Genomic DNA, 21343 nt, shown 5'->3' on the forward strand with positions numbered 1-21343 from the left:
CGACGATTCAGGCCGAGTTGCCCGCGGAGGCGCGTCACGGTGCGAGCGCTGATTTGGACCTGGACTTGTTGGAGTTTGAAAGCGGTTCGAGATGCCGACAATTTGTGTTCACGGCGCATCCCTTCGATCTGCGTCTTCGCATCGCCGCCCGTCCCAGGGGGCTTCCGGTCGAGCTCGCATGATCTGTCGAGAAGTCCGGCCGCGCTGAACTGCCGGTATCGATTCACCCGCTTGGACGCGGTTGCCCGCGAGATTCCCATCTCGCGGGCAACTTGAGCGATCGGGCGGGATCGGCAGCGTTCGAGGAGCCGATGGCGGCCCTCAACCGTGAGCGGAGCGTTCGCGTGCGTGCTCGACTTGCGACGCCGTGGAGCCGGCGCCCTCTCAGTCAACGACTCAGCCGAGATGGCGGGCGAAGAAGCGGACGGCATCCTCACCTGCGAATCGCGGGACGCCTGTATGACCACCCATATTGGCGCAGAGCGTCTTCTCAGTCGATGAGAAGGCGTCGAAAAGATCGAGAGCCATTCCCCGGTCATTCCCCTCGTCATCCCACTGGAGGAGAACGTGCAGCGGGATGGTGACCTGGCGCGCCTCTTCCATCGTGACACGCGGCACGTAGCTGCCAGCGAAGAGTCCCGCTGCCGCGATACGCGAGTCGATGGCCGCGAGGCGTGTGCCAATCGCGATCACGCCGCCCGAGAAGCCAACTTTCTCGCCGATCTCGGGGAGGTCGAGGACCTCGTCGAGAGTGATCTGCCACTCTGGTACAGCCTGGTCGGTGAGCGGAAGGATCAGTCGGTCTACAAGGTCCGCTCCGGGCTGGTCGCCCGTGGAGATTGCACGGATGAGGTCTGCTCGAGCCTGCTCTACGCCGGGTAGCGGGATGCGGGTGCCCGCCCCAGGCAGCTCTATGGAGACCGCAGCGAAGCCTTGCGCTGCGGCGCTGAGCGCCCGTGCAACGAGGCGGGGATACATCCGTCGAATCCCAAACCCGCCGGGCTGGCCCAACAAAATGAGTGGAACTGGCGTGGACGAGGAAGCTGCTGCTGGCGTCCACAAAATGCCGGAGAAATCACCGAGAGTGAACTCACGCTCGGTGGTGCCGTCGTCGAGAATCTGTTCAGAAGTGAGGTGCATGGTCGTGCCTTTCGGGAGTGCTGCAAATATGCGGCGCTCCCAGACGACCTATCGCCCGACCGTGACTCCCCAGAGGAGCACCAACGTCAATTCGTTCACGGGTACCACCTCCTCAAATTCCTGCACGGACGCCTCAGCATATCAGCACCCAGCTCAGCAACAACTAGCAGTTCAGTGACGAGCCGTCGCGCGGCGAGAGTCGTAGGCGCACCCGCGCGGAGCCGCCCGGAACAAGTCCTGTCCCGGCGCTGCCAGATCCATTCACAGAGCTGCCAGATCCATTCACAGAGCTGCCACGCCTCTTGCAGGTCGAGGAGCGGCACCCGTGCCGGAGAATGGGTGAATGCCTGAATCTTGTGCTTTCTGCGGGTCGGTGGGGCCCCTGACCCGCGAGCACGTTTTCGGTCAGTGGGTGAGCAGGACTGGCTTGGATCTCGCTCCGATGCGTCATCACGCAGGCCCGTTGAATGCTCTGCCGCGCGACATGGGGGAGCAGCCCGCATTCCGGCTGACAGTGAAGAGCTTCTGCGCCTCTTGTAACAACGGGTGGATGAGCAACCTCGAAACGGTCGCGCAGCGAGTGCTCACCCCGTTGATCCTCGACGAGTCCGGGACGATCGCGCTGGAAGATCAGGCGGCGATCGCAACGTGGGTGCAGAAGACCGCGCTGACAGCGATGCTCCTCTCCAGCAAGGAGCAGCGGGAAAACGGCTACGGGCTCGCCCCGTCGGAGTACAGGGCACTCTACGAGCGCCGCGAGCTGGTGCAACCGCTGGATTTCAGCCAGTTCTGGGTCGGCCGATTCGAAGGAGTCCAGGGATTCTCGGCTGTACGCGTCACGCCGCTGACAGTTCGCATCCCAGGCTTTCCCGAGCCGCCGCGGCCTCAGGGCTACGCGATGACGATCGTCCTTGGAGCGCTCCTCCTGCACGGCGTGCGGTTCACCACTCCAGGTCTTCAGGCGGACTCGAAGACGGAGCTGGGGATGCCACCGTTGTGGCCGTCGGAAACGTCGTTGATGTGGCCGGCGGGGCAGACGTGCACGGAGAAGTCTCTGCTTGCTCTCGCGGATGGGGGGACGTTGCGTGCAACGGGTGGGGAGGTGCGACTGCAACCCTGGTCTCACGCAGCTCACCTGCCGCAGAGCGCCTTCGAGAATGGTGCAGTCAAAGTTCCGGCGCTGTGCCGTAAGCACGACATCTACTACCCCGCGGCGCTTTTGCAAGAAGCGCAGCAGGGGCGGTTCTACGCATTCATGACTTCGTGCGAGTGCAGTGCCTATCTGATCCATACGGATTCTGACCGCATCCGCTTCCGAGCCGCGGGCGAACCGGAAGGCATCGGGGCCATGTACGTGGACATGGTTGGCGACGAGTTCCTCATCGAGGACCATATCGGGGAGTTCGCCTGCAAGAGACTGCCCGCCTGACGCGACCGGCAGCGCCAAGCGCGGGCAGGTGCACCTGCTGCATGTGACGGTCTCGATGCGAGTGATGTCCGCAGGTGACGGCTACAAGTACCTCCTGCGTACGGTCGCCGCCGCAGACGGCGACAGGTCGTTCTCGACGCCCTTGACTCGCTACTACGCCGAGGCGGGAACCCCTCCAGGCCAATGGCTCGGGTCGGGCGTAGCGTCCCTCGGGAGCGGTCAGCTCGCGGTGGGTGATCGAGTGTCCGAGGCGCAGCTCCAGCTCCTCATGGGGATGGGCCGTGACCCGATCACCGGAGATCCCCTCGGGCTAGCGTTCCCGGCCTACAAATCCACCTCAGAGCGGATCGAGGCGCGGATCGCAGACCTCGCCCCAACGATGTCTCCCGGTGCAATGGGAGACGCGGTCGCGCAAATCCAGGCCGAGGAGACCGAGCGCGGGACGCGACGGGCGGTGGCGGGCTTCGATTTCACCTTCTCGATTCCGAAGTCTGCATCCGTGTTGTGGGCGGTCGCGGATGCGGGGACGCAAGCGTTGATAGGGGAGGCGCACCACACGGCGGTTGCGGAGGTAGTTGCATTCATGGAACGCGAGGTTGCAGCCACTCGCACCGGCGCGACCGCCGGCGACGGGGCCGTTGCGCAGGTCGATGTCACAGGCCTGGTCGCGACGGCCTTCGACCACTTCGACTCCCGTGCCGGTGATCCCCACCTGCACACCCATGTCGTCATCTCCAACAAGGTCCGAACCGCTCTCGACGGGAAGTGGCGGAGCCTCGATGGACGGCCGATGCACGCCGCCGTCGTCGCGCTATCCGAATTGCACGAGGCCGTGTTCGCCGACCACATGACCCGCACGTTCGGTGTCAAGTGGGAAGCCCGTGACAGGGGTCGTGACCGCAATCCCGCATGGGCGATCAGCGGCGTGCCGGAAGAGTTGGTGGCCGAGTTCTCGACTCGCGCCCGGCACATTGATACCGAGACCGACCGCCTCATCGCCGACTACGTGAGCAAACACGGCAGGCGGCCAGCCCCGGCGACGATCTTGAAGCTGCGCGCCCAAGCAACCCTCTCCACACGGCCCGACAAGGAGGTCCGATCGCTGGCTGACCTCACTACCGAGTGGCGGTCGCGCGCCACCGCCGTTCTCGGTCAGGACGCCACGACCTGGGCACGCAACCTCACAAACAACAACAGCCCGCTCCTGCTGCGCGCCGACGACGTGCCGCTGGAGAGCATCGAAGAACTCGGTACCGCGGTGGTAGAAATTGTCGGCGAGAAGCGGTCGACCTGGCGGCGATGGAATCTGATGGCTGAGGCCTCGCGGCAGACGATGCGCTGGCGCTTCGCGTCCATGCGGGATCGAGAGGCGATCGTCGGGATGATTGCTGACGCTGCCGAACAGGCGTCGCTGCGGCTGACCCCACCGGATCTTGCCACCAGTCCAGCCGCGTTTCGCCGTGTTGACGGAACCAGCGTGTTTCGGCCCAAGCACTCGACCGTGTTCTCTTCCGAGCTGTTGCTGGCCGCCGAAGACCGACTGGTCGACCGCTCTCGCACGCTGACGGCACCCGCGGTCTCGGTGGGCTCGGTCGAGAAGATCACCTCTCGCCCCGACTCCGAGGGCCGGGTTCTGAGTGAGGACCAGGCCGACGCGCTCATGAAGATTGCTGTCTCTGGCCGGATGCTCGACGTACTGGTCGGCCCCGCTGGCGCGGGCAAGACGACGGCGATGAATGCCCTGCGCCGCGCGTGGGAAGTCGAACACGGGACAGGGTCCGTGGTCGGGCTCGCGCCGTCCGCGGTGGCCGCGCAAGTGCTGGCGGACGATCTTGGCATCCAGACCGAGAACACGGCGAAATGGTGGCAGAACCACCTTGTGCACGGGACCTCGTTTGACGCAGGTCAGCTCGTCATCATCGACGAGGCGTCGCTGGCTGGCACCCTGTCCTTAGATCGGATCACGCACCTGGCTGAGCGGGCAGGAGCGAAGGTGTTGCTGGTCGGCGATTTCGCCCAGCTCCAGTCCGTAGACGCAGGCGGCGCGTTCAATCTCGTGGTGGCCGACCGGGACGAAGCGCCGGAGCTGGTTGACGTTCACCGCTTCACGAACGCGTGGGAGAAGTCAGCATCGCTGGCTTTACGGCACGGACGTACGGAGGTAATCGGCACCTACCTCGACCATGACCGCATCCGAGGCGGTGAGGCCGATCTGATGACCGATGCCGCCTACTCGGCATGGCGAGCCGACAGAGATATAGGACTGGCATCGGTGCTGGTCGCGGAGACCCGCGACCAGGCGACCGCGCTCAATACCCGCGCCCGCGCAGACCTCATTCTCGACGGCACCTTGATGCCAGGCCCAGAAGTCGAACTCGCTGACGGGACGATGACCGGCGCGGGGGACACGATCATCACCCGCCGCAACGACCGCAGACTGCGCAACGGCAAGGACTGGGTCCGCAACGGCGACACCTGGGCCATCAACGACGTCCGCGACGACGGGTCGGTCACCATCCGCCGGACTGGACGCCGCTTCGGCGGGGCGATCGTGCTTCCGGCTGCCTACGTGGCTGAGCACGTTGACCTCGGCTACGCAGTCACGGCCCATCGTGCACAGGGCATCACCACCGATACCGCGCATGTCTTGGTGGAGCCGACCACGACGAGGGAGAACTTCTACGTCTCGATGACCCGCGGCAAGCGTTCCAACCACGCATATGTGGTCCTCGACCGAGCCGACGACGGCCACGCCGCCCCGCACCCGGGCGACAACCCCGATGCCACAGCACGTTCCGTGCTCTACGGCGTCCTGCAACACGTCGGTGCCGAGCTGTCCGCGAACGAGACCATCACCAACGAACATGAACAGTGGGGCTCGATCGCCCAGATCGCCGCGGAGTACGAGACCATCGCGGCGGCCGCCCAACGAGACCGCTGGGCCACTCTCATCCGCGACTCTGGTCTCACCGACGATCAGGCAAGCTCTGCTGTCGACTCCGATGCATTCGGGGCTCTGACTGCCGAGCTACGCCGGGCCGAGGCAAACCATCACGACCTCGACCGCTTGCTCCCGCGTCTCGTGGCCGCGCGGGGATTCGGTGACGCCGACGACATCGCCTCGGTCCTCCACCACAGGGTGGCGCGGGCAACCGCACGGCCGGCACGCTCGGGCCGCGTACGCGAGGCACCGCGGCTGATTGCCGGACTTGTCCCGGCTGCGAGCGGTCCCATGGCCGACGACATGCGCCAAGCACTCGACGAACGACGCGATCTGATCAAACAGCGAGCCGATGCCGTGCTCGACAGCGCCCTGAACGATGGGGCCACGTGGACGAAAGCTCTCGGCTCGCCACCTCGCCCGCAGGCGAAGCGACAGGCCTGGTTCAGAAACTCCCGCACTGTGGCCGCCTACCGCGACCGATACGGCATCACCGACGACACTCCTCTCGGCCCCACCCCGGTGGCGACCGCGCAGAAGATCGATGCCGCCCGTGCGAAGGCGGCGCTCGACGGGGCACGTAGTGTCACAGCCGGCCAAGAAGAGGCGCTGGGGCGGCAACGTGGACGCGAGCCGTTGGGCCGTTCGTTCTGATCGCCGGCCCTTCCCGGTGTCGCCGCGAAGTCGTATCGTAGATGTCGAGGCGGCCTCTATATTGGCGCTGTCGCTCCTCGCGACAGTATGACCTTCCCGGCAACGGGCAGTCCTTTCAGGTTCTTGTCGCCGAACCCTTGAAGAGGACTGTCCATGTTCCGAATCATCTGGGCCATCAGCGTCCGCACCCGGTACTTCCTGCGCCGCTACATGCCCACCAACATCCTGCTCGACGCCATCCGCACCAGACGCGGCCTGCGATGGGGAGTCCCAGCGATGGCGCTGGCGATCCCGTACCTGTACGCCGCGAGCATCAGCGCACAGCTCGCTGAAGGTGGCGGTCCCGGGTGGCTGCACCTCTTCGTGATGCTGTTCATCTGGAACGCGCTGAAGTTCGCCTTCATCGGGCCCATCAGCCTCGCCCTGCTGATTCGTGTTCGCCTCAAGGAGGACTCACGCTCACATCGTGCCGTGGATGTCGGCGCGGCTCAGTAGCCTAATGACCGCCACCGGTAGGATTGGCGAAGGATGTCAGCACTCAACTGAGGGAGGCGAGAGATGGCGCGCGCCGACCTGCTTCTTGACCTCGTTGAGGCCGAGCGTCACGGGGACCGTGATCGGTTCCGCACCCTCGTAGAAGCGGTGATCGCCGAAGAGCGTGCCAACCAGCACCACCTCGTGGCGGACCGTCTCTCTGAGCTGATTACCACGACCGGGCAAGGGCTTGTCCGCGATGATCGCGCCACCGCGATTCGAGACCTGGTTCACGAAATCGTCCCCAGTCGTCGCCTCGATGACCTTGAACTCGCCCCCGTTCCACGGCGGGTCGTCACAGAACTGATTGAGGAGCAGAAGCGCGCTGAGCTGCTCCGCAGCTACGGGATCGAACCTCGCAACCGGCTCCTACTGTCCGGCCCCCCGGGCAACGGTAAGACCAGTGTCGCGGAGGCGATTGCTTCCGAACTGATGCTCCCCTTCTACGTGATTCGTTACGAAGGCGTCATGTCCAGCTTCCTCGGCGAGACAGCCGCCAGGCTCGACAACGCCTTCGAGTTCGCGCGCACGCGACGATGCGTATTGTTCTTCGACGAACTCGACACCATCGCGAAGGAGCGGTCAGATCAGCACGAGACGGGCGAGATCAAGCGCGTCGTGTCCACCCTGCTGCTCCAGATCGACCGGCTCCCTGCGCACGTACTCTTCGTCGGCGCGACCAACCACAGCGAACTACTCGACCGCGCCGCATGGAGGCGCTTCCAGATTCGGGCCGAACTCGAACCCCCGAGCCGCTCCGAAGCAACGCGGTTCCTAGAACGGCTCGCCGCACGGCTCGGCGGTGACCTCGGCTTCGCTCCACGCACATTGGCAGACAAACTCGCTGGCGCCAGCTACTCCGAACTGGAAGAGTTTGCTCTCGACGTGCGCCGCCGAGCGGTGCTGGAACTGCCGGACAGCAACCTACGGCGGATTGTGCAAGAACGTCTTGAGCACAGGCGCGGTCAGGCCACTGCGTGACCGCGGAGCGCCGACCGCTCCTGGCATTCGGTCCGCCAGTCGTCGCCGAACGGCCCACGCAGACTCCGCGAGACATGCCGCGCCTATCCAAACCCAGTGCGGGCAGGCAGGGAGAGCGGTTAGCGCCTCAATTCGGTGACCTGACCGCAGCGTTCGACGCCGAGCGGGTGCGTCTCTCCGCGGAAACCCCCGACGAAGTCGATCCGGCGCTGGTGGTTGTTTTCGACCTCGCAGGCAGCATCAAGGACTTCCGCAACGCGATCGACCAGATCGACGGCCTTGAGTTCCTGTCGGAGTTGCTGGGGGACCAATCCGATCCAGACGACGACTTCTACATGGCCGAACGGGAAGCTGGGCGCACGGACAAACCCATCACGCACTCCCTCTACCTCGTGATGTCGAACGCCAAGGCGATCGAAGAACTCTTGAGATTGTTCACCCTGTGGCAAGAGGATCCATCGGCCTCATTCGTGCACGGCCTTGGCAAGTTCAAGTCGGCGTTCCAACAGTTGACCGCGATCCGACGATGGGGCCCAGAGGACCGCATCCGTGAGACAGGGCTACGCGAGCAGTGGCAGGAAACCCTCGACCTCGTCGGACAGTCCGTCAGCACGGTCACGGTCGAAATCGAACTCTGGTACCGACGCGACGCGGTGCAGCGCGTCAGCGCCCAGACCCACATTGAACAAACCATCACTGCCAGCGGTGGACGGGTTATCGACCAATCGCAGATCGGCGACATCGGCTATCACGCAGTGCTCGCGGAACTTCCTATCCAACAAGTTCATTCCGTACTCAACAATGGCGCGGAATCCATCCGACTGCTCACAACCGACGAGGTCATGTTCGTCAGCCCGTTCACGCCCATGAGTGTCGCGCCACCTACCCTCGAACCCGTCGCCGAAGTTCGACTCCCACCCGGAGATCGAGTGGACGGCCTACCACGCATCGCACTCCTTGACGGGCTTCCGTTTCCGAACCACGACGCCCTCGCAGGCCGGCTAGTGGTCGATGACCCTGACGGCCTTGCTGAGCGCTACCCGCTGTCATCACGCAACCACGGCACTGCGATGGCGTCACTCATCGTGCAAGGCGACCTCTCCATCGGCGGCGAACCGCTGGACCGCCCCTTGTACGTGCGACCCATCATGCGGCCCCACGAGTTTGCCGCAGGGTACGAGCAGATCCTCCCCAACAGACTCCTCACCGACCTCCTACACCAGGCCATCAAGCGCATTGTCGAGGGCGAAGGGGGAAGGGCAGCAGTCGCACCCAGCGTCCGAATCGTCAACCTCTCCATTGGTGCCCAAGCGAGAGCCCTCGTGAGAAGGATGAGCCCCGTCGGACGTCTGCTCGACTGGCTCGCCCACTCCTACAACCTGCTTTTCATCGTCAGCGCAGGCAACCACAGCGACCCGATTATCATCCCCGCCGCGGCCCTTACGGATTCCGACGCCGCGCGGTCAGCGGCAACCCGTTCCGTCTACGACGCCGCGCTCCTGCGGGGCATCTTGCCCCCGGGCGACGCACTCAACGCACTCACCATTGGCGCTACTCACGAAGACGGACTCGGAGACATCGACGTGCCCGACACCGTCTGGGACATCACCCACCCACGCGCGCCGGCTCACTACGGTGCGACAGGTCCCGGTGTCGATCGATCCGTCAAGCCGGACCTCCACCACACCGGCGGAAGGGCGCTCTACACCCGCCCGATCACCACGCCCGGTGACGAAACAGTCACCATCGAGCCGGCCCATACAGCAATCGCGGGCCCCGGCCTCCAAGTAGCCGCTCCCGGACGAGCGGGCGCGACCAATAACACCGTGTTTACGGTCGGCACCAGCAACGCCACCGCATTGGTGACGCGCGAGGCGAGTCGCCTGTTCGACATCCTGGAAGCAGGCGCACCCGATGCTCAGGACGCAGCATTGCCCGATCCGCAATACCACCCACTGCTCGTACGCGCCCTCCTTACCCACGCAAGCAACTGGGGCGACTGGGAACCGAGACTTCGCCGCGAACTTGGACTCAGCAATCAGCAGGCCCGCCGGAGCCTGACAGCGCTTCTCGGATATGGGCGGCTCGACGCCAGCCGGCTCGGAACCGCCGCAACAAACAGAGCTGTACTCGTTGGCGGAGGACTGATCGCGCGGAACCAGCGCCACACGTACGACTTGCCGCTGCCGCGGTCTCTTCGCGCGCGAGCGGAGTGGCACCGCTTCACGATCACCCTCGCATACATGGTTCCGACCGTGGGTCAGCTCACAAGGTATCGAGGTGCCAAGGTCTACTTCGCGACACCCGATACCAGCCTCGCCGGCGGAGACCGAACGGACGCTGAGCACAACGCGGTTAGGCGGGGGAGTCTCCAGCACGAGATCGTCCAAGGGACTCGAACGATGGTCTTCGGCGACGGAGACGCGTTCCCCATCCACGTCGAATGCATGGACGATGCCCAACGGCTCCGTGCAGGCAAGACCGTCCGGTACGCGCTCGTGGTCTCCGTTGAAACGGCCGAGGAAACTTCCACGACCATCCACGATGAGGTTCGCGCGCAGCTCCGGCAGCAGATTCGCGAGCGTGCCCGCGGGCGTGTGCAAAGTTGACCCGGGAGACGGACCACGATTCCGGCGGCAGGAGTGCCGTGTCAGCGTACGAAGAGTGGTACCAGCGGGTTCTTGCCAGCCACAGCGAATCTGCGGATCTTCGTGTCGCCTCACAGAGAGTGTTGTCCATCGCGGGGGAGATCGACGGCTCACCACTCGTTGGCGACGAAAAGGCTGCGCTGAGATACGTTTGCTCGTCACTCGTCATCAACGCGGGGGCCGACCTTGCCGATGTCGGGCTCCTCACCGAAGGCCAAGAGCTTGCGTCACGCGCGCGCAGCGACACTACTCCCGAGCAGCCGCTGCACTTTCAGTGCATGTACAACGTCGCTAACGCAATCGTCACAGCATCTGACCTCGGCTTGCCCACGCAGGCAACCTCCGAAGAACGAGCGAGCGACCTTGCGGAAAATCGTCGCGCCAACCGAGTAGAGCTTCGCCGTGCGAGGCAAATGTTTCTCACCGTCGGATCTTCGCCGTACGCAGATCCACACACGCGGTCGGCTGCATACTGCAATCTTGCGAACTGTCTCGACCACTCCGGGCGATGGGCTGAAGCCTACGACTTCTACCTACATGCGCTCGAAGCCGATCCATCGAACGGCAACGCCGCAGGAAATCTTGCCCAGCTCCTCATGAACAGAGTCCAATCAGGAGTCGGACAGACCGGTCACATCGCAGCAGTCTTCGACAAGTACGTGAAGATGGCCCAGTCCCTGCGCGACGGCACCATCAGCTTCGCCGGCGCGGACACGGCCAACCGATGGGATGGACTCGAGCCCACCGAAAGCCCAGGACACCTTTCGCACGGCTTGGATGGCGTCGAGGACGAGTACCTCAAATGGATCGCCGCGTACAGACTCGCCCTGTCACCGGCCGTTGAAGGACTCGGCACCGAGGACCCACACTGGGACAGCGCCTCGATCGAAGTTTTATACGGCGGTTCTCCAGAGGAAATGTCTCCGCCGATTCTCGCCGAGATGAATGTCTTGAAATCTGACTTCCTCGTCTCGCGTCAGTTGGCGTACGAGGGGTATGTGCAAGTCGCCGAAGGCCCGGAGCAGAAGGATGACGACTCCGGATACTACGTTGAGACGCTCGACTATTCGCTCTACGGCCTTCAATATTCGAAGCTCCTTCTCGCTCAACGATCCGCCCTCGACGTTCTGGATAAAACAGCCGTCGTCGCCAACGATCACTTCGAGGTGGGAGACGAGGCGCGTCGAGTTTCCTTCCGGAAGTTCTGGGCAACCAAGGACGGCACTGTGCGGCCTGAGCTGGTGAAGGCCCCACGACACGCATTGCCCCCGTACGCGCTTTCCGAACTTGCATACGACATGGAAGATGCAGGCATGTATGCCCCCTCGCAGGCTCTTCGCAACGCCGGCACCCATCGAATCGTCCATGCGGCATTCCTAGACCCGACGGGTGTGACGGTTGACGCCCGCAGCCGGGTTGATCTCTTCGAACTCGTTGACTCAACGATGCTCGCACTCCAAGTAACTCGGTCCGCTTACCTCTACCTCATCGACCTTGTCGCGAGCTGGAACCACCCCGCCGATCATCCTGGTACGTACATGCCCTTCCCCTCCTTCGAGTACATGCAGTTCCCCGAAGACCCCGAACAAGATCCGCAGGCCGACGCGCACGAATCCAGGGAATCAGCTGGGGCACAACCAGGCCCGGACACTGACAGAGATGCAGGACCGGACTCGTAGGTGCACCCGACTCGGCGAGCCAGCGTACGGAGCACGCTAGGACAGGTCGCCCACGTTGATAGATCGCTCGGCACGCAGAATCGCTTCCAGCACCACATTCGGATTACACCGGTGCCCGGGCTCAAAGAGATGCTGGCGCAGACCGACCTACGTGCCCGAGCGGATGCCGACACGACGGTCGCGCGTCCACGCTTCGCCGAGGCGACCTGACCGCGGTGCGATATCCGCGGCACTCGTCTATGCCTGCTTCCCCCTGCTGGAGCCCGCCCCGTACAAGATGCGGTCAAATCATGCTCGTACGGCGGGGTCAGATCGGATTGGCTCGATGTGCGGAGCATCATGGGAATGTGAGTCCTCGCCACCACCTCGTTCCGCAGTTCTACCTGCGAAACTTCGCCGATAGCAACCAGCAACTGGCACTGGTCGATCGCGACCGACCAGACCGCGTCGTACGAAGCGCTGTTCGGAAAGCCTGCGCCGAAGTCGGCTTCTACCGGATTGAGACCGAGGTCCTTGCTCGCGACGAAGATCGTGCCGGCCACGACCCAGAGTCGATCGAGCACCACCTGAGCCAGTTCGAACAGGCCGCGGCTCCCGCCGTGTACAAGCTGCTCCGTACAGGCTGGGCCGACTTCACCACGGAGGACTGGTACCACCTGATCAATCACATCGCTCTCCAGACCATCCGCGGACATCGGTGGCGTGAGGACTTCAACGCGATGGCCACCCACCACATGCGGCTACAACTCGGAGAAACAGTCACAGACGACAGCGTCCGGACCTGGCTTCACGCGAACGGCCGCCCCGCCTCCGCGGATGACGTGGGCATCTTCAAGGCTGAGATGCTCGGCCCGTCCGGGCCCAAGTTGGTGGCACCCGACGCTGTGATGATCCAAGAGGGCATCAAGCTCGCTTTGGGCGAACTCGGAGAACGTCTGGCCCACCAGATGACTTGGTCACTGATCCTGAGCGACACCGAGCCCGTCCTCACCTCAGATGAACCAGTGTGCTGGTGGTCACCAGGTGATGCGCCAGTTGGCTATCTGACGGCAAGCATCGTGTGGCTTCCTTTGAGTCCGCGCGTGATACTCCAGTTGCGTGACCGCGAGGCTGAGCATGAGGAGTTGGGCCTTCCTCCGTGTTCCACTCCCGCTGGCCGCGATGAACTCGTCCGCCTAGTCAATAGTCAGATCGCGAACCAAGCACACCGATGGGTCGTCCATCACCCAGACGACCGTCCGCTCGACGGCCTCCAGATAGCGCTGCGAACAACGTGGGGCGACCAGTTCATCAGCGCTAAGAAGGACGGAAGCACGAGTCATGAGCTTTGGGTCCACCGACGGTTACCCGCGCAATAAATGATCATGTCGACATGATTGTGTCGGCCGCCGCGACAATACGGGAGGCGCATTGTCTGATCGAGATACGCTGGCTGACCAGGAACTGATGACCGCCCCGAAATCACGTTCATGTGCAGAGATCCCAGACACGGCGTCCGAGACTGCGTCTCGACGCGCGCGGTACAACCACGCAAAGACGCACCTCTCCGCCAAGATGGGCAGATGGACGATGATCCTCCTGCAGCCTTGAATCCCGACGCGCTCGCCGATCGCGCATGGGACGAGGCGCTCGCCGCGGCGGTGGCGGCGGGTGGTGACTACCACGACTACTGGACGGCTATCGGCAGTGCTGCCAAGGCGGCTCGCGAATCGGCCCCCGAGCTAGAGCGGACCTTTGCACTGTTCGCGAGTATTGCATCGCTTATGCTGCAACCCGACAAGCCGGCCGAGCCATACACCCCAGCAATCGTGATGAGCACGGGCAGGACCATGGCCGAAGAGGACTTGGGGCAGGAGGAGTTGGTGTTCCTCGGGTCGGTGGTCAGCACGCTCGAACCTCCGAAGTTACGTGCAAGGGTGGGGGACATTCTGTGGCGAAGGAGCGAGCGTGAGAGTCGATATAGGTTTGGGGTGATCGCGCTTGACGCTTTCCTGCTGGTCGACCTGACCCCTGACTCTTGGGCCGGTGATGGCGAAGACTGTTGGGCGCGGGCGATCGAAATTGCCTATCGCAGTAACGCGAAAGAGAAGCTAAGCCAGATCTGTCAGCACCTCCTGACTCTCTTCGACGAGGCCACAGTCAACGACGGCTACTACTTCATGGCGCTTGCCACCCTCCTGTTCCGGTCGCGGGTTCCGGAGGCAGACACCCACAAGGTTGCCGATCGCTTGCACGCCCTAAGCAGCGAGCTGGAGGAAAGCGGCGACCTCTGGCGCGCGAGAGATTTCCTACTTGAAGCGGAGCGCTGGTATCGCAAGCTCGGGGCGCGCGACACAATCCTCGACATCCACGTTCGCGAAGCGGACCTATGGCAGCGCGAAGCCGCCATGGCGTCGTCGGGGGAGGCAGCAAGGCCCGCGTTTGTAGTGGCAACCTATCTGGAGAGCGCGCTCAAGGCATTGCTGAAGGTTCCGCGGGCGCAGCGGGGACCACGCGGACTCGACCCCAGGATCGAAGTGATTAGGTGGGAGATCCGAGACGCACACGCCGCCGCGGTGCAGCAGATGGTTGCCTTCGACTCACCGGTCATCGACCTGACCAAGGCAGCACAGCAGGCTCGCGCCCGGGTCAAAGAACTCGACGTGATCACCGCCTTGAAGAACTTCGTGACTCTCGCACCGTATGCCTCAGACGCGGAGAGCAGGCAACAGGCGACCGCAGCGGTGAACGAGCCACGCATATTGAACCTGGTAAGCCGTGTCGTCTACACCCCGGACGCCCGAGTCGCGGCACGAAGCACGCCAACGCTCGGCGAGGAGAACCAAAACGAGCGGATCTGGCATGTCATGGTCTCAGAGTTCAGCGAACGCGCGACCCGGATAGCGCACGGGGTGATCTTGCCGGCTTTGTCCCAGCTTCACGTCGATCATGGTCTCTCACTTCGAGACTTTAAAAACATTGCTCAGTCCTCCGCCGTGGTGCCGGCCGACCGCGAGGGACTGTTTGCGCTTGCGCTGTTCCACGGGTTCAACCGAGATTTCACGTCGGCTCTGTACATCTTGGCGCCGCAGATGGAGAACCTTGTCCGGCAAGTACTGAAGTCAGCGCGGGTCTCCACCAGCACCTTCGACGCCGACAATCTCGAGACCGAGAACAGCTTGAACGCGCTGCTGGAGCGTCCTGAGGCGGCCGAAATCTTTGGCCCGGACCTCGTATTTGAGTTGCGGGCGCTCTACTGCGAGCAGGTCGGACCGAATCTGCGCAATCAGGTAGCCCACGGTCTGCTCGACGACGATGAGTCGGCCTCCTCTCACGCGGTGTATGCCTGGTGGCAAGCGCTGCGGCTGGTCTACATGCCCTACTGGAATCAGTACCGGGCAGAAGCGGTACCCACAGACGAAGACCGAGATGACCCAGATCAATAGGGCAAGCAGCGATGTTCAGGACGGAGCACGTCAGAATGGCTGAGCAACACGCACCCGACCCGGAGCAGGAGTTCGGTGTCAACGTCCTTGAGAACTTTTTTGTGACGTGGGTCGAGCCGGAGCTCGCCCGACGTCGACTGCCCGCCGATCGGAGCTTCGTGTGGGCAGCCGTCGTGGAGCTCCTTCCTGGTGGTGGCTCCAAGACGACGCTCAATAGTGAAGCCAAGATCGCCGCAAAGGCGGCCCCCTCCGCAGGGATCGCGCCGGGCACGCCGCTGACCGAGCAGAACATCGAAAGCCTCGAAAGTTTCCAACCGGCCGGAGTCGGGGCCGACAGCGGTTGGATCGTCTACGTCGTGTTCGCAGGGGCTCCGTACCTTGCGTTTGACTTCCGCTACAACAAGAGCCGCGTCGGCGAGCTACTCGATCTCGCCGACGACTACATCACGACGGCCCGGGCGTCCCACGCGACGGCCGTTCGTCCCGCTATCGATAACCTGTACTCCGCGGCCGAGCTCACCGTCCAAGCGCAGATGCTCGGCGAGTCCCAGAAGACCACCTTCCACCGAGTCCGCGCGGAGTGGCTGAAGAACGCGGCCGACATGGCGAACGTTCCGCCCACGCACAACGACGTACTCGACCGCCTGCATGGCCAGCGGGCAGCAGCCCGCTACGCAGATGGCCCACTGCACATGACGGTCACCGACGTCGCCGAAGCGCTTGAGGCAGTGACCCAGATGATCGACTTCGCGCGCCAGCGCACCGGCGTTCCTCGCCAGGATTAAGGATGCCGTCGGCTCCGCATACGGCAGCGCGGACGGGAAGCGGCGCGAGATGACGAGTCGCCGCGGCGTGTCGTCAAGGCCAAGCTTGACTGGGAGCGCGGACGGCTTTGCTTGCCCCTCGCTAGCGGCATGACACCGCCTAGTCATGTAAAAGATGAGCAGAATACCGAGTTGTGGTTCGGATTGGTTACTGGTCTGAACTGAAACCCGACTACGGCATCGCGAGGGGTTACCGGACTGCCGCACGAGTTGAGTTCATCCTCGCGCTCGTATGCTGGAACCGCGGCTCGGGCGCGGGGCTCTGCCATTTCGCGCCCGACTCGACCTGGGTGATCCTCCGCGACTCTGCCAACAAAGTGGAACGTCAGTCTGTGTAGGAAGATGAGGAGGCTTCGGTGGCTCGAGAAATCGGTGCGCACATGATGCTGGCCGAGTGGCTGTTCGTGGAGACGGTCGCCGATCTGCGCAACCGCAGCCGTGACCCAGCGTCTCGGCGCCGGTACGAGCTGCTTGGCATTGCACCGTTGCTTCGGAAGCTTCTCACCGATCGCGGTGACCCCTTGCTCGTAACCGTCAGGCGGGCACGACACGAAATCACGCCGGGATTCCGGATTCGACCGTGGCAGGTTCCTGGTAGCGCAGACGAGTCGCTCAACTATCTGATTCGCTTGAGCGGTCCTGAGCTTGTTGGCGACGCGGCGACTGACGCGCTGATGGCGGATCAATTCCTTGCGGCGAGAGTTGGGATGATTGAGGGTCAGGACCTGTCCGTCAAGCAGGTCATCCGCTACTACGCCCATGTCGAGGGTGGCGTCCACTTCGGTGACCCGGACGAAGACGGTCAAGAAGCGATGAGCAGTATGGCTCCCGTGCTGCTGGGGCACACTACGGGGCAGATCGAGATTCTTGGATACCTCGGGCAGGTCGTCGTCGACGCTCTGACGCCGCTGTGCGATTCGATTCTCACTTCGCCCACGATCGTCCCGGAGATGCACCGCCTCAACCGCTCGGGCTTCTACGACCATCACTGGACCACGGAGCACCACGCGAAACGCCAACCAAAGACAATTCGATGACAGGCCTCGCAGAGAGAGCCGAGCGGATTGCAGCACATTTGGTCGGCTACGAAACCGGTGCCAAGGTCGTTCCTCATGACATCGACGGTCGACAAAGTGCTGTCGACTATTTACTTGTCTGGCCGGACGGACGCCGTGGCGCTCTTGAAGTAACGCTCGTCATAGATAGAGCGTCAATCGCATGGCAAGGCATGGCGATGAAAGAGGGCTGGCGTTGGCCGGCGGCCAGCTCGTGGGAGTTCCGCTCAGCTGGGCCAAATTTTCCCTACAAGTTCGTACGGCGAGCGGTTTTGCGGGCAGTCGCGCTCTGCGACGCCCACGGTGCAGACCGGCCCGAAGAGCTGCCCCTGGCGGTACTTGAAGACGAGCTAGAACTGGCGCAGTTCCTCGCCGAGGAGCTCGGCACGCTCCGACGTGCGAAGCTCGATCCTGGCGTGGTGATTTACCAGTCCATGCACGCAGAGTTCGTCGACAATGCTCCTTCCGATTTCGCTCGGGTCGTCGAGACCTTGCATGGAGAACCCCACATGGCGTCGCATCTCAAGAAGCTGAGGCGCACGGCAGATGTTTCAGAGCGCCACCTGTTCTTGGTTCCGACGGACGATGTGCTGCCGGCCCGATTCTTCACCGATGATTTCCAGCCGCCCATTTCTGCTCCAGCGGGCTTCGGCTCCGTTGATGCGCTTTGGATCTGGTCGAACTACTGGCACCGGTACCTCGCGTTCCGGAACGATTCGTGGGCTTGGGTCGACTTCCCGCCCCGTGTTCAAGCACCAGCGGGTACTACATAATCGGCGGGATGAAACTCGAATTCATCCGCAAGTCGGGGAACTGAGATCACGAATATGGCAGTTCTGTGGCCCGGGAAGTGAAGTGGACCAATCAGGTGACCAACAGTCTGCAAATTATGCAAAACGTGACGCGCAGAGCATGCCGTGAAAGGTGAAACCCCAGATCAGGTGGCCCGGGAGTTTTGTTCCTGGCACCTGGGGGTCAAGGGGTCGCAGGTTCAAATCCTGTCAGCCCGACAGAAAGCCCTGATGAGACACTGTTCTCATCGGGGCTTCGTCATGTCCGGGGTGGGATCGCGCGCCTCCTGCCCGGCTGCCGGGGGATCAGCGTGCTCGAGCACCGCGACCTCATCGGCACCCGCTCCCGGCACTCTGCTCGGGCTGACCGCTCGCGGGAGTCCCTCGTGGAGAGGGCCCGAGGCGACGGACAGGACGTGCGCCCAGCGGCCAGGCCGCGCACCAGCCGAAGGCGCCCGTGGGTTCCCTGCCGGAGCCGGAGGCGCCGGGAGGCCGGCGGTGCCGCCGCGACGATCCGCCACAATCGACGCATGATCACCATCCACCTCCGCTACCAGATCGATCCCGAGCAGCTCGACACCTTCACCGAGTACGGCCGGCGCTGGATCCGTCTCGTGAACCGGCTCGGTGGTGACCACCACGGCTACTTCCTCCCGGCGGAAGGCGACAACGACGAGGCGTTCGCCCTGTTCAGCTTCCCGTCGCTCGCCGCGTATGAGCAGTACCGTCGTGCCGCCGAGACGGACCAGGAGTGCATCGACGCCTACGAGCTCGTGCGGGGCACGGGCTGCATCGTCCGCTTCGAGCGTCGCTTCCAGACGCCGCTGTTCGGTGACGCGGCGGTCATGGGCGAACCGGCCTGACCGCCCCTCGGCTGCCGCCGGCGGGCGCAGGAGGCTGCGCTGCCCGCCGTGAGACGACCTCGGCGACGCCGCAGCCGATCGGGACGCCCGAGACCGCCGCCGGGAACTCGGCCGTCCGAGTCGATCGAGCGACTCCGATCGCAGGAGCACGTCCGCGATGATGGGCGGATGTACGGGAACCGTCTCGCGCGCTGGGAGCGCGCTGCCGAGTGGCCGCTGACGATCTGCGCGTCGGTGTTCCTCGCCGCCTATGCGACCCAGATCCTCGCGCGACCGGATGGACCTCTCGAGGCCGTCGCAGAAGTACTGCTCTGGGGAACGTGGGCCGTGTTCCTCGTCGACTACCTCGCGCGCCTGGCGCTCGCGGAGGATCGCGGGCGGTGGTTCACGCGGCATCTGCTCGATCTCGCCGTGGTCGCCCTGCCGATGCTCCGGCCGCTGCGCCTCATGAGATTCCTCACGATCATCTCGCTCATCCAGCGCAACGCCGGGTCGATGCTGCGCGGCAAGGTGGTGGTCTACACCGTCGGCGCGACGGCCCTGACGATCCTGGTGGCGGCACTGGCGGTGCTGGACGCGGAACGGGGAGGCGGTGGTCCGATCCGGGACTTCGGCGACGCGATCTGGTGGGCGTTCGTCACCGTGACCACCGTCGGCTACGGCGACTTCGTGCCGGTGAGTGTGACCGGGCGCGTCGTCGCCGTCGGCCTCATGGTCGGCGGCATCGCGCTGATCGGTGTGGTCACGGCGACGCTCGCTTCATGGATCGTCGAGCAGGTCTCGCTCGAGACGGAGAAGACGGCGGCGGCGACGGAGGAGCAGGTGGAGGCGCTCCGCGACGAGATCGCGCAGCTCAAGGAGTTGATCCGCGACCTGCGTCCGTCGCTCTGAGCTCCGCCGCTTCAGCGCTCCTCTACCGACCGATCTTCGCGTGACTCCGCGAGTAGGCGAAGTAGATCGCGAAGCCGATCGCGAGCCAGATCAGGAAGCGCAGCCAGGTCTCGATGGAGAGGTTCAGCATCAGGTAGGTGCAGATCAGGGCGGAGAGGCCGGGCAGCCACGGGTTGAGCGGGACGCGGAAGCCGCGCTTGAGCTCGGGGCGCTTGCGGCGCAGGACGATGACGCCGACCGAGACGAGCACGAAGGCCGAGAGGGTTCCGATGTTCACCATCTCCTCGAGGACGCCGATCGGGGTGAAGCCGGCGAGCAGGGCGACGATAACGGTCACGACGGCGGAGGTGACCCACGGGGTGCGCAGGCGCGGGTGCACCGTCGCGAGGCTCTGGGGGAGCAGGCCGTCGCGGGACATCGCGAAGATGATGCGCGTCGCTCCGATGAGCAGGGTCAGCACCACCGTGGTGAGGCCCGCGACGGCGCCCGCCGAGATGACCGTCGCCATCCAGGTCTGGCCGTGGTACGCGAAGGCGTTGGCCAGGGCCGCGGAGGGGTCGAGCTCGCGGTAGGGGACCATCCCGGTCACGACGAGGGCGACGGCGCAGTAGAGCACGGTGCAGATGACGAGGGAGGCGATGATGCCGATGGGCATGTCGCGCTGAGGGTTGCGGGTCTCCTCGGCGGTCGTGGCGACCACGTCGAAGCCGATGTACGCGAAGAAGACCAGTGAGGCGCCGGCGATGATGCCGCCGACACCGAAGGTCGCGGGCTCGATGCCCGACACGAACTGCAGGAGCGGCTGGGTGAGCCCCGATGCGGCCTGCGTCGCCTCCGCCGGCGGGATGAAGGGCGAGTAGTTGGCCGTGTTCACGAACTGCAGGCCGGCGATGATGACGAACAGCACGATGAAGAGCTTCACGGCGACGAGCACGAGGTTGACGCGCAGCGACTCCTTGATGCCGAAGGTCATCAGGGCGCCGAGCACCAGGACCAGCAGGATCGCGGGGAGGTCGACGACTCCGCCGTACGAGACCGCCGCGGGCAGAGTGATGCCGAGCTGCTGGAGGAACGAGCCGAGATAGGCGCTCCAGCCCTGCGCGACCACGCTCGCACCGAGGAACAGCTCGAGAATGAGGTCCCAGCCGATGATCCACGCGAAGAGCTCGCCGAGCGACGCGTACGAGAACGTGTAGGCCGACCCCGAGACGGGCACGGTGGAGGCGAACTCCGCGTAGCACATGGCCGCGAGGGCGCAGGCGAAGGCGGCGACGACGAAGCTCAGCACGATCGCGGGGCCTGCGATGTCGTGGGCCGCGCGCCCGGTGAGGGTGAAGATGCCGGCGCCGATGACGACTCCGACGCCGAACACCGTGAGGTCGAGCGCGCTCAGCGACTTCTTGAGGCGGAACTCGGGCTCATCGGTGTCGGCGATCGACTGCTCGACGGACTTGGTGCGGAGGAGGCTCACGGTGGTTCTCTCTGTGT

The 21343-nt window shown here is 64.1% G+C and carries 15 protein-coding genes; 13 read left to right on the forward strand and 2 right to left on the reverse strand.

The annotated features are described in order from the left end of the window. Positions 1-396 precede the first annotated feature (396 nt). The gene (locus GSU68_RS07120) at positions 397-1140 is read right to left on the reverse strand and encodes an alpha/beta hydrolase (RefSeq protein WP_159906788.1); all 744 of its coding nucleotides are present in this window, start codon (positions 1138-1140) and stop codon (positions 397-399) included. A gap of 550 nt (positions 1141-1690) precedes the next feature. On the opposite strand from GSU68_RS07120, the gene GSU68_RS07125 reads away from it, so the two are divergent. The 13 genes from GSU68_RS07125 to GSU68_RS07185 all read left to right on the forward strand — a co-directional run bounded on the left by GSU68_RS07125 (position 1691) and on the right by GSU68_RS07185 (position 19855). Continuing rightward, a complete protein-coding gene (locus tag GSU68_RS07125; protein ID WP_159906790.1) occupies positions 1691-2569 on the forward strand; it encodes a hypothetical protein in 879 nt (292 codons plus the stop codon). A gap of 55 nt (positions 2570-2624) precedes the next feature. After that, complete coding sequence (gene mobF, locus GSU68_RS07130; RefSeq protein WP_159910174.1) at positions 2625-6164, forward strand: MobF family relaxase; 3540 nt, start codon at positions 2625-2627, stop codon at positions 6162-6164. A gap of 153 nt (positions 6165-6317) precedes the next feature. Further along, positions 6318-6659, forward strand: a complete 342-nt coding sequence (locus GSU68_RS07135; protein WP_159906792.1) for a sulfate permease — start codon at positions 6318-6320, stop codon at positions 6657-6659. 63 nt (positions 6660-6722) lie between these two features. Further along, positions 6723-7679 carry an ATP-binding protein gene (locus GSU68_RS07140; RefSeq protein WP_159906794.1) on the forward strand — a complete coding sequence of 319 codons (957 nt, stop codon included), beginning with the start codon at positions 6723-6725 and terminating at the stop codon, positions 7677-7679. 74 nt (positions 7680-7753) lie between these two features. Continuing rightward, positions 7754-10288, forward strand: a complete 2535-nt coding sequence (locus GSU68_RS07145; RefSeq protein WP_244259423.1) for a S8 family peptidase — start codon at positions 7754-7756, stop codon at positions 10286-10288. Positions 10289-10326: 38 nt separating this feature from the next. After that, positions 10327-12006 (forward strand): LA2681 family HEPN domain-containing protein, encoded by a 1680-nt coding sequence (locus GSU68_RS07150; protein WP_159906798.1) that lies wholly within the window; start codon positions 10327-10329, stop codon positions 12004-12006. A 347-nt stretch (positions 12007-12353) separates the two neighbouring features. Beyond that, positions 12354-13364 (forward strand): DUF4238 domain-containing protein, encoded by a 1011-nt coding sequence (locus GSU68_RS07155; protein ID WP_159906800.1) that lies wholly within the window; start codon positions 12354-12356, stop codon positions 13362-13364. Positions 13365-13568: 204 nt separating this feature from the next. Continuing rightward, positions 13569-15431, forward strand: coding sequence for a DUF4209 domain-containing protein (locus GSU68_RS07160; RefSeq protein ID WP_159906801.1), 1863 nt, complete (start codon positions 13569-13571; stop codon positions 15429-15431). A 35-nt stretch (positions 15432-15466) separates the two neighbouring features. Then, positions 15467-16216, forward strand: a complete 750-nt coding sequence (locus GSU68_RS07165; RefSeq protein WP_159906803.1) for a hypothetical protein — start codon at positions 15467-15469, stop codon at positions 16214-16216. Between the two features lie 395 nt (positions 16217-16611). Beyond that, complete coding sequence (locus tag GSU68_RS07170; protein ID WP_159906805.1) at positions 16612-17292, forward strand: hypothetical protein; 681 nt, start codon at positions 16612-16614, stop codon at positions 17290-17292. Then, positions 17289-18083: a hypothetical protein gene (locus GSU68_RS07175; protein WP_159906807.1), complete on the forward strand. Its 795-nt coding sequence runs from the start codon at positions 17289-17291 to the stop codon at positions 18081-18083. The genes GSU68_RS07170 and GSU68_RS07175 overlap by 4 nt, the downstream gene beginning before the upstream one ends. A gap of 548 nt (positions 18084-18631) precedes the next feature. Beyond that, positions 18632-18964, forward strand: coding sequence for an NIPSNAP family protein (locus GSU68_RS07180; protein WP_159906809.1), 333 nt, complete (start codon positions 18632-18634; stop codon positions 18962-18964). 168 nt (positions 18965-19132) lie between these two features. Beyond that, complete coding sequence (locus GSU68_RS07185; protein ID WP_159906811.1) at positions 19133-19855, forward strand: potassium channel family protein; 723 nt, start codon at positions 19133-19135, stop codon at positions 19853-19855. Positions 19856-19877: 22 nt separating this feature from the next. On the opposite strand, the gene GSU68_RS07190 is transcribed toward GSU68_RS07185, so the two are convergent. Next, positions 19878-21326, reverse strand: coding sequence for an amino acid permease (locus GSU68_RS07190; RefSeq protein ID WP_159906813.1), 1449 nt, complete (start codon positions 21324-21326; stop codon positions 19878-19880). Positions 21327-21343 lie beyond the last annotated feature (17 nt).

The sequence above is a fragment of the Rathayibacter sp. VKM Ac-2759 genome (assembly GCF_009834225.1).
Classification (GTDB): Bacteria; Actinomycetota; Actinomycetes; order Actinomycetales; family Microbacteriaceae; genus Rathayibacter.

Excerpts from the sequence above, each read along its gene's own strand:
- mobF (WP_159910174.1), top strand. The coding sequence starts at position 2,625 with ATGCGAGTGATGTCCGCAGGTGACGGCTACAAGTACCTCCTGCGTACG.
- GSU68_RS07145 (WP_244259423.1), top strand. The coding sequence starts at position 7,754 with ATGCCGCGCCTATCCAAACCCAGTGCGGGCAGGCAGGGAGAGCGGTTA.
- GSU68_RS07180 (WP_159906809.1), top strand. The coding sequence starts at position 18,632 with ATGATCACCATCCACCTCCGCTACCAGATCGATCCCGAGCAGCTCGAC.
- GSU68_RS07120 (WP_159906788.1), bottom strand. The coding sequence starts at position 1,140 with ATGCACCTCACTTCTGAACAGATTCTCGACGACGGCACCACCGAGCGT.
- GSU68_RS07165 (WP_159906803.1), top strand. The coding sequence starts at position 15,467 with ATGGCTGAGCAACACGCACCCGACCCGGAGCAGGAGTTCGGTGTCAAC.
- GSU68_RS07185 (WP_159906811.1), top strand. The coding sequence starts at position 19,133 with ATGTACGGGAACCGTCTCGCGCGCTGGGAGCGCGCTGCCGAGTGGCCG.
- GSU68_RS07140 (WP_159906794.1), top strand. The coding sequence starts at position 6,723 with ATGGCGCGCGCCGACCTGCTTCTTGACCTCGTTGAGGCCGAGCGTCAC.
- GSU68_RS07175 (WP_159906807.1), top strand. The coding sequence starts at position 17,289 with ATGACAGGCCTCGCAGAGAGAGCCGAGCGGATTGCAGCACATTTGGTC.
- GSU68_RS07160 (WP_159906801.1), top strand. The coding sequence starts at position 13,569 with ATGGACGATGATCCTCCTGCAGCCTTGAATCCCGACGCGCTCGCCGAT.
- GSU68_RS07135 (WP_159906792.1), top strand. The coding sequence starts at position 6,318 with ATGTTCCGAATCATCTGGGCCATCAGCGTCCGCACCCGGTACTTCCTG.
- GSU68_RS07125 (WP_159906790.1), top strand. The coding sequence starts at position 1,691 with ATGAGCAACCTCGAAACGGTCGCGCAGCGAGTGCTCACCCCGTTGATC.